The sequence below is a fragment of the Acidihalobacter yilgarnensis genome, from assembly GCF_001753245.1.
GTDB lineage: Bacteria > Pseudomonadota > Gammaproteobacteria > DSM-5130 > Acidihalobacteraceae > Acidihalobacter > Acidihalobacter yilgarnensis.
In genome coordinates, this window is the sequence record NZ_CP017415.1 from 1,602,579 (window position 1) to 1,615,009 (window position 12,431).

Consider the following 12,431-nt stretch of genomic DNA (forward strand, 5'->3'; position numbering starts at 1 on the left):
CGAGGAATTTCGGCTCCAGCGTCTTGATTGAAGTCAATCTGGGTAAGCGAGCGGTTTACGAGCAGGTGGTCGGCGATGGGTGCGTAAGCAATGAAAAAAGCCCGCTGGAGCGCGGGTTTACGTTTCCTGGCCGATCAAAGCGCGCGCAGGAGCGGATGCTCGATTCCGCGTGCGCGTAAAGGTATCGAGCGCGGTCAGCGTGGACGCGGCGTAGGCTTCAAAATACGCCCCGCGCTCGGGGGGCTGGCTTCAAAGCGATTATCGTGACTGGCGGCGTTACTCGCTCCTCAGTTTGTCCTCGGTTCGGGTGTCGAAGTCGCTGGCGTCATGGCGTTCTCGGAGCTGCTCCGAGGGTTCGCCACGAGTGCGGTTGACCATGCGTCCGCGTCGCACGGGTTCGCGGGCCAACAGCGTGTCCGCCCAGCGGATAACGTGGGGGTATTCGTGCACCGAGAGGAATTCGCCGGCATCGTACTGCCGGCCTTTCACCAGTTCGCCGTACCACGGGAAGATGCCCATGTCGGCAATCGTGTACTCGTCGCCCGCGATGAACTCGCGTGACGACAGGTTGCGGTCGAGGACGTCGAGCTGGCGCTTGACCTCCATCGCATAGCGGTCGATCGGGTATTGCCACTTCTCCGGCGCGTAGGCGTAAAAATGGCCAAAACCGCCGCCGAGATCGGCCGTGGTGCCCATGTGCCAGAACAGCCAGCTCAGGGTCTCGGTGCGTTTGTGATGATCGGTCGGGAGAAAGGCCCCGAATTTCTCGGCGAGATAAAGCAGAATCGCACCCGACTCGAATACGCGCGTCGGCGGTTCGGTGCTCCGGTCGAGCATCACCGGGATCTTCGAGTTCGGGTTGACCTCGACGAAACCGCTGGAGAACTGCTCGCCCTTCATGATGTCGATCAGCCAGGCGTCGTATTCCGCGCCCGCATGACCGAGTGCGAGCAGCTCCTCCAGCATGAGGGTCACCTTGACGCCGTTGGGCGTGCCCAGGGAGTAGAGCTGCAGCGGGTGCTTGCCGATCGGCAACGTTTTTTCGTGCGTCGCGCCGGCCACCGGCCGGTTGATGCTGGCAAACTGCCCACCATTTTCGCGATCCCAGGTCCAGACCTTCGGCGGGGTATAGGGGTTTGCATCGGCCATGATTGGGGAAACCTCGTTAGGGAATGACATGCGCAACCGCAGGCGTGTTGGCGCGTCCGTATATCGCCTTCAGACCAGGACCGTTGCCACGGGTTCCGTGTGTGGCTCGCCGGCACGCCGCCGGCGCACTTCCCCATCATCGTACATGAACCGAGATCGCACGCATTTGCCCCATCATTTAGGGTGGCCTTTTGTTGTTTGGTGGTGGGGCAGCACCCCGCACCAAACGACTATTGAAAGTACGCAATCGAAGCGCTGTGGGCCGCTGCGAACCATTGCGAACTCAATCGAAAAATCTGCCGAATTGTAGACCTGCAAGCAGATTTTCCGGCCAGTGTGGTCGCCGGGGACGGGCATCAAACTCGTCTGCCTTCCGGGGCTAGTTCAATTCCCAAACACGGAATCGAACCCGCGTCCGCATGGTGCTTCAGACAGAGGGTTCAGCGGCTATGTCATTTTCGGCGGCGGGATCGGTGAGCCTCCGAATCGTCAGGGCGCAGCGTTGTTCAATCAAGGTATTGAGTTGCTCAACCACGGCATTGCCAGCAAAACAGTGTCCGGGGTCAGATTGGAGCTTGCGCGCCGTCGCTGGCAGTAACTTTGCCAATTCCAGAATGCGCCGTTTGGCTTGCGCCTTGGTAAAGCCTACGCCTACGGCGAACTGCTCCCAGTGCCGCGCCTGGACTTCGCTGAATTTGTACTTGCTGCCGATTTTCATCGCCATCTTCGGCGTCAATGTTGGATACACCGCCGTCGACAGCGTGTCGTAAAACGGCGCCAGAACGGGGGCCTTGCCTGAGTACAGCAGAGAGAAATTCTTGGCGTGCGCATCGTGATTGCCGATCAGGGCATTAAAGATCACGCAGTCGAACAGCCGCAGAACCTGCGGTGCGCTGGGGCGCGTCGCACTGCGTACCAGGTCAAAGCACTGGGCCAGATCCGGCCCTCCTTCATTTTGGTGTTTCATTTCTGGCACCACACATAGCGCTTGGCAGAAATCCTCTTGATGAAGGCGTTGTCGGTGCCCCTGCGCATCGATCAGTCGGTCGTAACGCTCAACCAGTAGAAAGGACCGGCTCAATACCTGGTGAACTTTTGATTTCGCTGGCTTGAACTGCATGGCCTCAGCCAGCGCCATGCAAAATCCCTCGTTGATCACGCTGTCTTCAACGGCGTGAATGGGGGATTTCAAGATGTGTGAGCTCGGCGTGCCATTGAGGGGCAGACCAATGCGGGCACCATCAAACACCACCGGTAGTTTGTCTTGAGCACCAGCCAATGAAAGCCGCAAGCCGTCTTTGCCCGCCAACATGGGGCGACGCGGCAACTCATCCAGGATGGCAACGACTTCCTCGTCGCTCAGCCATTGAACGTCATCGCTGCGGGTCGGTACAGGCAAAGTCTGTCCGGGCTCCAAGAAGGTGACGGCCCCGGCGCATTCGCCACCGATGTGATCCAGCAGCGCAAAGTCGTTCTGGCCAGAAACCTGGAACTGCTGCGCAATCAGGCGGCGCATCTGCCCTTCGGGTAAAAGACCGGCAAAGAAGGGACGCGTTTTACGATCGTCGAACGGCTCCGCTTGCAGGGGCAGCGAGGCGGACAAGGCAACAGCTTCTTTGTGTGACAGACAGCCGGGTGCGTACCGAAAGTTCAGTCGGCCATCGATCAGCGCCAACGTGCCGACACGCTCGGCAAAAAGCCAGACTTCCAGCTCATGCATCATGGTCGGAGCCCTCACTTCGATCTTCGGTTGCAACGGCGGGCAATCCGCTCAACTGGATCTCACCACCCAAGGCATCAATGACCCGGAGTACGTTTTCCAGTCGCAAGGTAGGCTTGCCTGCTTCAAGGTCGACAATGAAGCGCACACCAACCCCTGCCGCCAATGCCAACTGAGGCTGTGTCAGCCCGAGCTGCTTGCGAGCGGCACGCAGTGCATCGCCGAGTTGTTGAGGTGATCGAATGGATGTCATGGCTTGTTCAGTTTCCCGTTCGGGAAATTATCAGGCACAAATGGCCTATGGGCAAGCGATGTTTCCCGATCGGGAATGTTTTTAAGGGATGGGCCGTAAATTGTCTGATAACTTCCCGTTCGGGAAATATTTGTCCGTCTCGCTTCCAAGTTTACGCCCATTTTTACCCAATGTGGCGCAGCTTTCAGAACCGCGCCAAGGCCTTTTCTTTAAGGAGAATAGCGGTATCAATCTCCGCAAAAAGTGCGGCGAATAGATCGGTGCAACATATCGCTTGGCTTGCGCGCGGAACAGCGCTTTCATGGACTCCTGCCAACTCATTCGGAAGGAGCCCAAAATGGAAGGGATGCCTGATCGACTTGAATATTGATCACATCCTTTTTCTGCAACGCCAAAAATACCCGATCCAGAACGCCTTGTTTCGCCCAGCGATTCGCGCGCATATAAATGCTGTGCCAGCGTCCAAACCGCTGGGGTAGGCCGCGCCACTTGCAGCTCTGCTCGGCCACGTGCAGGATGGCGTTAAGCGACTGTAAATTCGATATTTTTACGTTGCCGCGCGGAATGGGCAACAGTGGCTCGATGGTTTTGTATTGCGGCGCGGTAATTTCCATGCAGCCATTATATCAATATTAGTGTGAACAGGCTCTAGCAAAAAGACGGGCCAGAGGCTATCGAAATACGGGAAACTTTATCAGCATGATTTTCTTTTTGTGTGGAAAACTGAAATTCAGATATCCACTCTATTTCACATAGAGTCCAAAATTCTTAGTTTCATAAATATCCCAGACTTATACGGATGAAGACGTGCAAATTTAAAAGCAAGAGATGCGTGATATTGTTATTGGTTTCTGTAAACGTATTGGCTCCTAACAAGGTGCTACCTTTCAGCCGCTCTTCAGCGGAGTCTGGCAGCCGAGCTTGGTGTGCGGTGTCCTGATTTTACCGCATTCACAGTAGACGTTCCTGGCGCAGACGTGTTTTACGATTCTGGATTAGTCATCCATCGATATATGATGGCCGCTCAAGTTTCCCAGTGACCCTATGCGGCAGTGCCCTCGTTTATGTATTACAGTCATGCGCGGTGAACACATGGGTCGGTTTTGTCCACAAGGTAGTGAGTAGTTCGACAGCAGCGAGCGAATAGGTCACTACTCTTGGTTTTCTGGCGATGTCGATCAACAACCAATTTTAGCGTCTTAATAACAGGTAATAACTTCTGGAGGTGGAATGTCATTTCCACGTAACAAAAATAAGCCTCTAATTGTTTTGATGGGCCTTTTCTGGCTTGCGATTACAAATGTAGCCATCGCGGGCGCCAATGATTTCGCAGGGCTTAAAGCAAAAGCTGAGCATGGAAACGCGGCTGCGCAGGAAAAACTTGCGACGGAATACGTTAATAGAGCAGAGGAGATTAGAAGATCAGGTGTGCTGAAAAATGACGTGCAACCTGTCTATCTTTTCCGAAAAGCCATGTATTGGTTTAGAAAATCTGCCAATCAGGGCAATCACGATGCGCAGTTCTATCTAGGAGCGAGTTACGCAGGCGGTTTTGGTGTGTCGAAGGATGAAGCCAAGTCTGCCTATTGGTATAAGAAGGCAATTCATGGGCTCAAGAAAGCTGCTCAGCAGGGTGATGATGATGCGCAGTACCAGCTTGGACGTGCCTACCGGTGGGGCAAAGGCGTGCCGGAGGACAAGGCCAAGACCGCCTATTGGAATGGGAAGGCTGCTGAGCAGGGCTATGCGAAAGCTCAGTACGGTCTCGGCGAAGATTATCTTCACGGCTGGGGTGTGCCGAAAAACAACGCCAAGGCCTACTACTGGTACAAGAAAGCTGCGGAGCAAGGGTATGACAAAGCGCTGAATAGGCTAGTGACCGCCTACCAGTACGGCGGCTGGGGGGTGCCGATAAATTACGCCAAAGCCGACTACTGGCTCAAGAAGGCCGCTGAGCATGGCGAAGTTGGTGCGCAGCAGCAACTCGGAGAGGCTTACTATTACGGTAGCTTAGGTATGTCGAAGGACAAAACCAAGGGCATCTTTTGGTACAAGAAAGCCGCCAAACAGGGCGATAAAATCGCGCAGATGGCTCTTGATTCTTACCATGACAATTTAGGTCCGTGAATAGCCGCCAGTTCTTGACACCCCATGACTCTTTTGTCGCTCTGAGCGTCCGCATTAACGGGGTAGAATCCGTCCGGGTTTTGCGTTGCGAATATGGGTGGCCGATAGGGGTATGGGGCCAACTCACCATTACATAGTGTGACATGGCCCAGATGTTGCTCCCAGATGTCAAAGGATGACATGGGATGTGATCGGACTAACAGCCAATAAAAAATCCCGCTGGAATGCGGGCTTGAGGATTATATCGGACAATGTTGGATCTAAAATTGGTGGCGGACGGTTGACCATGTGCCGACTGGCCTCCCGAGCTGATGAGTGCTGGCGCGGGTTGCTGTGAGTCACGCACCGAGCAGGCGGCGAGCCAGCCCCGATTGCATATCACGCCGTCCATCAGCAATCAGGTAGATGATGACTTGGCTGCCTGTGACACGGTAAATCGCGCGGTAAGGCTTGAAGGAGGTCTGGCGGTATTCTTTGATTCCAAGGCCAACCAGTTCTTTCGGGAAGCTGCCGCGTTCCGGGAATTTCGACAGGCTCTCCACAACGTCCATCAACTCATCCAACACATGGTTGGCGTTGGCCACGCAGTCGAATTCTGAGATGTAGTCGTGGATGGCTTCCAAGTCCTGCTCCGCACCTTCGGTGAGCAGAACTTCGAACTTGGCAGGTGCGCCTTTCATCAGATTGAGGCTCGCTTGGCGCGGAGGCGGGCAACGACGTCAGCCACAGGCTTGACCTTGCCAGCGGCCACATCTTGATTGCCCAGCGCAAGGATTTTTAGCAAGGCCAGCGTTTCTTGCGTCTCTTCGAACGAGGCGACGTCCTGCAGGACAGCCTTGGCCTCACCGTTTTGGGTGATGACCATGGGCTCACGCTGCTCAGCGAGGTGCGCCAGAACCTCGGCGGCGTTGGCTTTGAGATAGCTGATGGGCTTGACTTGTGATGAGTAGCGCATGGTCGTGCTCCAAACTTGATAAGAACTTAATATGGTCTTTTTATAGTCTCATGGCAAGACATCTGGATCGGATGCTAAGGAGCGTGAGTGCGCGAAGTACCACCATTGGGCGTTCGCCCTGACAGGGCAGCCAAGGGGTTTAAAGGGGATGTCCTACTAGGCTCGGCGGGTCTGCCGTTCCGCCGGGCTGGCGCCAACAAGCCGATGATGGCCTGCACTTACTGTGGCTACAGCTTCCAGGTTGGGTCAGAAAGAAACCCCTTGAAGATGCGCATGGATGCGGAGGTGAGCCAGGGTGCCGTATGGGTGCTGGTAGTCTTTCTCAGCATCATTGCTCTGCTTGTTGCAGGAGGCAACGGGTAGCTCTGAAGGTTGCAATTTTAGGCCGGTGGAGCGCCCCGGAATCTGGTCGAAACCGGGGCTGTTTCCGTAAAAACTGTGCCGCGAGATTGAAAACTTCCATGTTTTCAATGTGTTATTGGTGGAGGCGGCGGGAATCGAACCCGCGTCCGCAAGTCCTCTGCCTTTGGCTCTACATGCTTATCCCAGTCTTTGAGTTTAACCGCCTGCTACCCGACGGGCAGGGAAAACAGTCGGCGATCCCAGTAGGTTTTAACGAGTCGGCCCCGGGAGAGCGTCGTCGCGATCTTGTGAGAGTCGACGCCTGGGTCTGAGCGCACAAGCACGGCCCCAGTCAGACGGCACCCCTACCGGGTTTTAAGCGGCGAGTGCGTAGTTGTCGTCGTTGGCAACTATAAATTTGCAGCGAGATTTACGAGGGCAGCTACATCCTCGGCATGCACCTCCGGTTTCGCGACCCACGTCGAATCCAAGTCGCCCCCGATGGAACGACTTTAGTATACCAGAATGGCCCGTGAATAGGCAGAAAGGGCAGGTCTCGTACATGCGTGGGCGGGGCGATTCCTTTATGATTGCGCCCTCTTTGGCAGTCCGGGTTGATCGTTATGTTGTTGGTTCAGGGCCATGGTGCGTTGTCCGAGTTTCGTCGTTCACGCTTGTTGGCGCGGCTGCGTGCCGTCGCTCCGGCGGTTGACGATATCTCCGCTCACTTCGTCTATTTCGTGTTTCCTGTGCGCGCGCTGGACGAGCCGCAGCACGAGCGGTTGATGGACGTGCTGGAGGCGCCTCGCGTGGCGCCGGCGACTTCGCAGGCGGGTGAAGTGGTGGAGTGGCTGGTGACGCCGCGGCCGGGCACGATTTCTCCCTGGGCGAGTAAGGCCACCGACATCTTGCATCACAGTGGTTTGGAGATCGTGGAGCGGGTGGAGCGAGGCGTGGCCTATCGACTGACGTTGTCGAAACAGCTAGACGAGCCGGCGCTTAAAGCCTTGCGTGAGGCGCTCCATGACCGCATGACCGAGACGGTGCTTGAGTCTTCCGATGAGGCTCTGGCTTTGTTCAGCGCGTCACGACCGGCGCCGCTGGGGCATGTCGAGCTGGGCGAACAGCCGCTGGCGGCGTTGCGCACGGCCAATGCCGCGCTGGGGCTGGCCCTATCCGACGACGAAATCGAATATCTGGCGGAAAACTACGTCGCACTTGAGCGCAATCCGACGGATGCGGAGCTGATGATGTTCGCGCAGGCGAATTCGGAGCATTGTCGTCACAAGATATTCAATGCCAGTTGGATCATCGACGGACAGCCTCAGAACAAGAGTCTGTTCGAGATGATCCGAAACACTTACCGCCATGCCCCGGAGGGCATTCTCTCGGCCTACCATGACAACTCCGCGGTATTTGCCGGTCCGGACGATGTGGTGCGCTTTGCGCCGGAGGCGGGCGGTACGCGCTACGTCTCCTGCCGCGAGCCGATGCACGTGTGCATCAAGGTGGAGACGCATAATCATCCCACGGCAATTTCACCGTTTCCGGGCGCGGCCACCGGCGCGGGCGGAGAAATTCGCGATGAGGGTGCGACCGGGCGCGGTGCGCGTCCCAAGGCGGGATTGACGGGTTTTACGGTCTCGAATCTACGGATTCCTGGCTTCGAGCAACCCTGGGAATTTGATTACGGCAAGCCTGCGCGGATCGTGTCGGCGCTCGACATCATGCTTGAGGGGCCGATCGGCGGCGCCTCGTTCAACAATGAATTCGGACGCCCCGGCATCGTGGGCTACTTCCGCACCTATGAGCAGAGCGTCGTCGGCCCGCAGGGCCGCGAGGTGCGCGGCTATCACAAGCCGATCATGCTGGCCGGGGGCGTCGGTGCGATACGTGCCGACCAGGTGGACAAGCAACCGATTCCCCCTGGTGCGCAGGTGGTGGTGCTGGGTGGGCCGGCAATGCAGATCGGCCTGGGCGGCGGTGCGGCTTCGAGCATGACCACCGGTTCCAGTGACGAGCTACTGGACTTCGCCTCGGTACAGCGCAGCAACCCGGAGATGGAGCGCCGCTGTCAGGAGGTGATCGACCGTTGTGCGGCGATGGGTGCCGACAGCCCGGTGTTGTCGATTCACGATGTCGGCGCCGGTGGCCTGTCCAATGCGGTGCCGGAGCTGATGAACGATGCCGGCCGGGGCGGGCGCTTCGAGCTGCGCGCGATTCCCAACGATGAGCCGGGCATGTCGCCGCTGGCGATCTGGTGCAACGAGGCGCAGGAGCGCTACGTGCTCGCCATCGACAGCGAACGCCTGGATGTCTTTACCGCGTTGTGCGACCGCGAGCGTTGCCCCTATGCGGTGATCGGCGAGGCGACGGCTGAGCAGCGCCTGGTGGTCGGCGATGCGCTGCTGGAGGAGACCGCGGTCGACATGCCGATGGAGGTGCTGCTGGGCAAGCCGCCGAAGATGCTGCGCGAGGTACGTCGCGCGCCGGTCGCACATGCGGTGCCTGAACTGGACGGGATCGAGGTTGCGGAAGCGGTGCGCCGCGTGCTGCGCCTGCCCACGGTGGCTGGCAAGGGCTTTTTGATCACCATCGGCGACCGCACGGTTGGCGGACTGGTGGCGCGCGATCAGATGGTCGGTCCCTGGCAGGTGCCGGTGGCCGACGTCGGTGTCACCCTGAGTGATTTCTACGGTTATACCGGCGAGGCAATGGCGATCGGCGAGCGCCCACCGCTGGCGCTGTTGAGCCCGGCGGCCTCCGGCCGCATGGCGATCGGCGAGGCGTTGACGAATTTGGCGGCATCGGCCGTGGCACGTCTGGGCGATGTGCGCTTGTCGGCGAACTGGATGGCGGCGGCCGGACACCCCGGCGAGGATGTTGCGCTGTATGAGACGGTGCGCGCGGTGGGTGAGGTGTTGTGCCCAGCGCTGGGGATCGCGATTCCGGTGGGCAAGGATTCCATGTCGATGAAGACGGTTTGGCAGGCAGATGGAGAGACCCGCGCGGTCACTGCACCGCTGTCGTTGGTCGTATCCGCCTTCGCGCCGGTCGAGGACGTGCGCCGCACCCTGACGCCGCAATTGCGGCGTGATGCGGGCGATACCGACCTCGTGCTCGTGGATCTCGGCAAGGGGCATGACCGTCTGGGAGGGTCGGCGCTGCTGCAGGTCTACGGCCAGCTTGGTCATCAGGCGCCCGATCTCGACGCGCCGGAGACCCTACGTGGCTTCTTCGAGGCCATCCAAGGGCTCAACCGCGACGGCCGCCTGTTGGCTTATCACGATCGCTCCGACGGTGGCTTGCTGGCGACGCTGTGCGAGATGGCCTTCGCTGGTCGCTGTGGGCTGGACATCGACTTCGGCGACGTGCGCGAGCCACTGGCGAGCCTGTTCAGCGAGGAATTGGGAGCGGTGATCCAGGTGCGTCATACCGACGTGGACGAAGTGCTGATGACCTTGGAGCAGCATGGTCTTGGGCATCACGCGCGGGTAATCGGCGCGCCCGGCGCAGACGATATGGTCCGCATTCGTGCAGGGGGCCGCGAACTCTATTGCGAGACGCGTGTCGCGCTGCATCGCCTGTGGGGCGAGACGAGTTACCGCATGCAAGCCCTGCGCGACAATCCGGATTGCGCGGAGCAGGAATTCGCGAGTCTGGGGGCACCCGATGATCCGGGTTTGTTTGCGCGCTTGGGCTTCGACCCGGCCGATGACGTGGCTGCGCCGTTTATTGCACGGGGTGCCCGTCCGCGCGTGGCCATCCTGCGTGAGCAGGGGGTGAATGGCCAGATCGAGCTGGCCGCGAGCTTCCACCGTGCGGGCTTCGAAGCGGTAGATGTCCATATGAGCGACATCCTCGAGGGTCGCGTCGATCTGTCCGATTTCCGCGGACTTGCGGCTGGCGGCGGCTTTTCCTATGGCGACGTGCTCGGTGCCGGTGGCGGCTGGGCCAAGTCGATCCTGTTCAACCCGAGCGCGCGGGATGCCTTCGAGGCCTTCTTCAACCGCGAGGATACCTTTGGGATCGGTCTGTGCAATGGCTGCCAGATGATGTCGCAGCTCAAATCGCTGATTCCCGGCGCCGATCACTGGCCGCGCTTCGAGCGCAATGTCTCCGAGCAGTTCGAGGGGCGCCTGAGTCTGGTTGAGGTCATGCCTTCGCCTTCGATCCTGTTTGCGGACATGCAGGGCGCTATGATGCCCGTTGTGGTCTCGCATGCTGAAGGACGTGCGCATTTTGTCGATAACACCGAGGCCGCGGTGGCGCGCGCCGGTCTGGTGACGCTGCGCTTCGTGGATCATCACGGCCATCCGACCGAACGGTATCCCGAGAACCCCAACGGCTCGTCCCTGGGCGTGACCGGCCTGTGCTCGGTGGACGGGCGTTTCAGCATCATGATGCCGCACCCGGAGCGTACCTTCCGTAGCGTGCAATACTCTTGGTGTCCGTCGGAATGGGGCGAGGATTCGCCTTGGATGCGACTGTTTCGCAATGCACGGGTATGGGTCGGCTAAGAGCCGCCCGTGCTCGGGTGGTAGAATGCTCTGTTTGAGATGCGCACCGGAGGTGCCCGATGCTTGAGATCAGTGTGCGTTTCGCGCCCGGTTTTCCCGATGACACCCGCGCCGGCCTGCGTGCCGAGGGCGACGTACTGCCGGAATACGGTCAGGTCTGGATATGGGATATGGCCTATGCCCAGACCTTGCATGCGCTGGCCGGCAGCGAAGCCGGACATTCGTTGCGCGAGGATCTGGAATTGTGGGGCATTAATATGTCCAGCAAGGTCTTTCAGCCGATCGATCACATTCGCGCCAAGGGTCATCTGAGCCTGCGGCCAGGCTTCGCGCTGGACGAGTCGCTATCCAGTGAATCGGTGTTGACCTATCGCGTCACCGGCGCCGCAGGCGAAATGCCGAAGGTGGAGATCGCAGCATCGGCCGAGCTGACGCCGGAGCAGCGTGCGGCCGGGGTGGTCGCACTCGGACAATTCTTCGTTGATCAAAACGAGCTGTTCGTCAAGGAACTGCCGTTGCACGTGTTGGCCTTCCGCAAATTCTATGGCGACATCGCGCCGGAGAGCGACCCGAGCAGCGTGGATGATGCACCGATGTTCGCGATTCAGAAGGCGCTGGAGTACTTCAACAGCGTGGCCAACGGTGCCCGCCATTAGCATGGCCGTGGGACGATGACGATCCGTTGCATCACCTTCGATCTCGACGACACGCTTTGGGATTGCGAGTCGGTGATCGTAGCCGCCGAGGCGCGGTTTCACGATTGGCTGGTCCGTTGCTGTCCGGCGCTGGCCGAGCATTACGACCTCGACGCGTTGGTGCGTCACCGGGTCGCTTACTTCCAACGCTTCCCGGAACTGCAGTACGACCTCACGCGGCTACGCAGGCAATGGCTGACGGCGCTATCGACCGAGTACGGGCACCCGACCGATTGGGTGGACGAGGGATTTCGCGTGTTCTGGCTGGCGCGCAACGAGGTCGAACTCTACCAGGAGGCGGTCGGATTGCTAGAGGGGCTGCGTACGCATTATCGCGTCGGTGCGATCACTAACGGCAATGCCGACGTGCATCATATCGGTGTCGGACACTACTTCGATTTCGTGATCACGGCGGCCGAGGCGGGTAGCGCCAAACCTTCGCCCGGCATCTTCAGGCAGGCGCTGCAGGCCGCTGGTGTTCCCGCGTCGGCATGTCTGCACGTTGGCGATAATCCCTATGCAGATGTACAGGGCGCGCGGGCGCAGGGCATGCGCACAGTATGGGTCAATCCCACCGGGGCGCCCTGGCCGGCTGGCGATCCGCGTCCCGACGCGGCAGTTCGCCACGTCGGCGAGATCGCCGGATTGCTCACGCACTGGGCTTAAAGCC

The 12,431-nt window shown here is 59.1% G+C and carries 9 protein-coding genes, 1 other RNA gene and 1 pseudogene; 4 read left to right on the forward strand and 7 right to left on the reverse strand.

The features are described from left to right. Positions 1–276: 276 nt before the first annotated feature. The 4 genes and pseudogenes from yghU to BI364_RS07720 all read right to left on the reverse strand — a co-directional run. Complete coding sequence (gene yghU / locus BI364_RS07705) at positions 277–1,149, reverse strand: glutathione-dependent disulfide-bond oxidoreductase (protein WP_070078239.1); 873 nt, start codon at positions 1,147–1,149, stop codon at positions 277–279. Between the two features lie 427 nt (positions 1,150–1,576). Continuing rightward, on the reverse strand, positions 1,577–2,872 hold the full coding sequence (locus BI364_RS07710) for a type II toxin-antitoxin system HipA family toxin (protein WP_070078240.1): 1,296 nt from the start codon (positions 2,870–2,872) through the stop codon (positions 1,577–1,579). Next, entirely contained in the window at positions 2,862–3,122 is a 261-nt protein-coding gene (locus BI364_RS07715) for a helix-turn-helix transcriptional regulator (RefSeq protein ID WP_070078241.1), read from the reverse strand. The genes BI364_RS07710 and BI364_RS07715 overlap by 11 nt, the downstream gene beginning before the upstream one ends. Positions 3,123–3,463: 341 nt before the next feature. After that, a pseudogene (locus tag BI364_RS07720) lies at positions 3,464–3,736 on the reverse strand (transposase); the annotation flags it as partial. Positions 3,737–4,352: 616 nt separating this feature from the next. On the opposite strand from BI364_RS07720, the gene BI364_RS07725 reads away from it, so the two are divergent. Further along, on the forward strand, positions 4,353–5,249 hold the full coding sequence (locus BI364_RS07725; protein WP_083251239.1) for a tetratricopeptide repeat protein: 897 nt from the start codon (positions 4,353–4,355) through the stop codon (positions 5,247–5,249). 338 nt (positions 5,250–5,587) lie between these two features. Here BI364_RS07725 and BI364_RS07730 read toward each other — a convergent pair whose 3' ends face one another. The 3 genes from BI364_RS07730 to ssrA all read right to left on the reverse strand — a co-directional run bounded on the left by BI364_RS07730 (position 5,588) and on the right by ssrA (position 7,046). Next, positions 5,588–5,929 carry a type II toxin-antitoxin system RelE/ParE family toxin gene (locus BI364_RS07730; RefSeq protein WP_070078244.1) on the reverse strand — a complete coding sequence of 114 codons (342 nt, stop codon included), beginning with the start codon at positions 5,927–5,929 and terminating at the stop codon, positions 5,588–5,590. After that, positions 5,929–6,204, reverse strand: coding sequence for a type II toxin-antitoxin system Phd/YefM family antitoxin (locus BI364_RS07735; RefSeq protein ID WP_070078245.1), 276 nt, complete (start codon positions 6,202–6,204; stop codon positions 5,929–5,931). Before BI364_RS07735 ends, BI364_RS07730 begins: the two co-directional genes overlap by 1 nt. Positions 6,205–6,683: 479 nt before the next feature. Next, positions 6,684–7,046: a transfer-messenger RNA gene (gene ssrA, locus BI364_RS07745) on the reverse strand. Between the two features lie 123 nt (positions 7,047–7,169). Here ssrA and purL point away from each other — a divergent pair. Genes purL through BI364_RS07760 form a run of 3 tightly spaced genes read left to right on the forward strand, consistent with a single transcriptional unit; the run spans position 7,170 to position 12,427 of the window. Beyond that, on the forward strand, positions 7,170–11,066 hold the full coding sequence (purL, locus tag BI364_RS07750; RefSeq protein WP_070078247.1) for a phosphoribosylformylglycinamidine synthase: 3,897 nt from the start codon (positions 7,170–7,172) through the stop codon (positions 11,064–11,066). A gap of 59 nt (positions 11,067–11,125) precedes the next feature. Further along, positions 11,126–11,722 carry a hypothetical protein gene (locus BI364_RS07755; RefSeq protein WP_070078248.1) on the forward strand — a complete coding sequence of 199 codons (597 nt, stop codon included), beginning with the start codon at positions 11,126–11,128 and terminating at the stop codon, positions 11,720–11,722. Positions 11,723–11,737: 15 nt separating this feature from the next. Continuing rightward, the gene (locus tag BI364_RS07760; protein ID WP_070078249.1) at positions 11,738–12,427 is read left to right on the forward strand and encodes an HAD family hydrolase; all 690 of its coding nucleotides are present in this window, start codon (positions 11,738–11,740) and stop codon (positions 12,425–12,427) included. Positions 12,428–12,431: the final 4 nt, after the last annotated feature.

Coding starts and splice junctions, on each gene's coding strand:
- yghU (WP_070078239.1), bottom strand. CDS start 1,149: ATGGCCGATGCAAACCCCTATACCCCGCCGAAGGTCTGGACCTGGGAT.
- BI364_RS07710 (WP_070078240.1), bottom strand. CDS start 2,872: ATGATGCATGAGCTGGAAGTCTGGCTTTTTGCCGAGCGTGTCGGCACG.
- BI364_RS07715 (WP_070078241.1), bottom strand. CDS start 3,122: ATGACATCCATTCGATCACCTCAACAACTCGGCGATGCACTGCGTGCC.
- BI364_RS07725 (WP_083251239.1), top strand. CDS start 4,353: ATGTCATTTCCACGTAACAAAAATAAGCCTCTAATTGTTTTGATGGGC.
- BI364_RS07730 (WP_070078244.1), bottom strand. CDS start 5,929: ATGAAAGGCGCACCTGCCAAGTTCGAAGTTCTGCTCACCGAAGGTGCG.
- BI364_RS07735 (WP_070078245.1), bottom strand. CDS start 6,204: ATGCGCTACTCATCACAAGTCAAGCCCATCAGCTATCTCAAAGCCAAC.
- purL (WP_070078247.1), top strand. CDS start 7,170: ATGTTGTTGGTTCAGGGCCATGGTGCGTTGTCCGAGTTTCGTCGTTCA.
- BI364_RS07755 (WP_070078248.1), top strand. CDS start 11,126: ATGCTTGAGATCAGTGTGCGTTTCGCGCCCGGTTTTCCCGATGACACC.
- BI364_RS07760 (WP_070078249.1), top strand. CDS start 11,738: ATGACGATCCGTTGCATCACCTTCGATCTCGACGACACGCTTTGGGAT.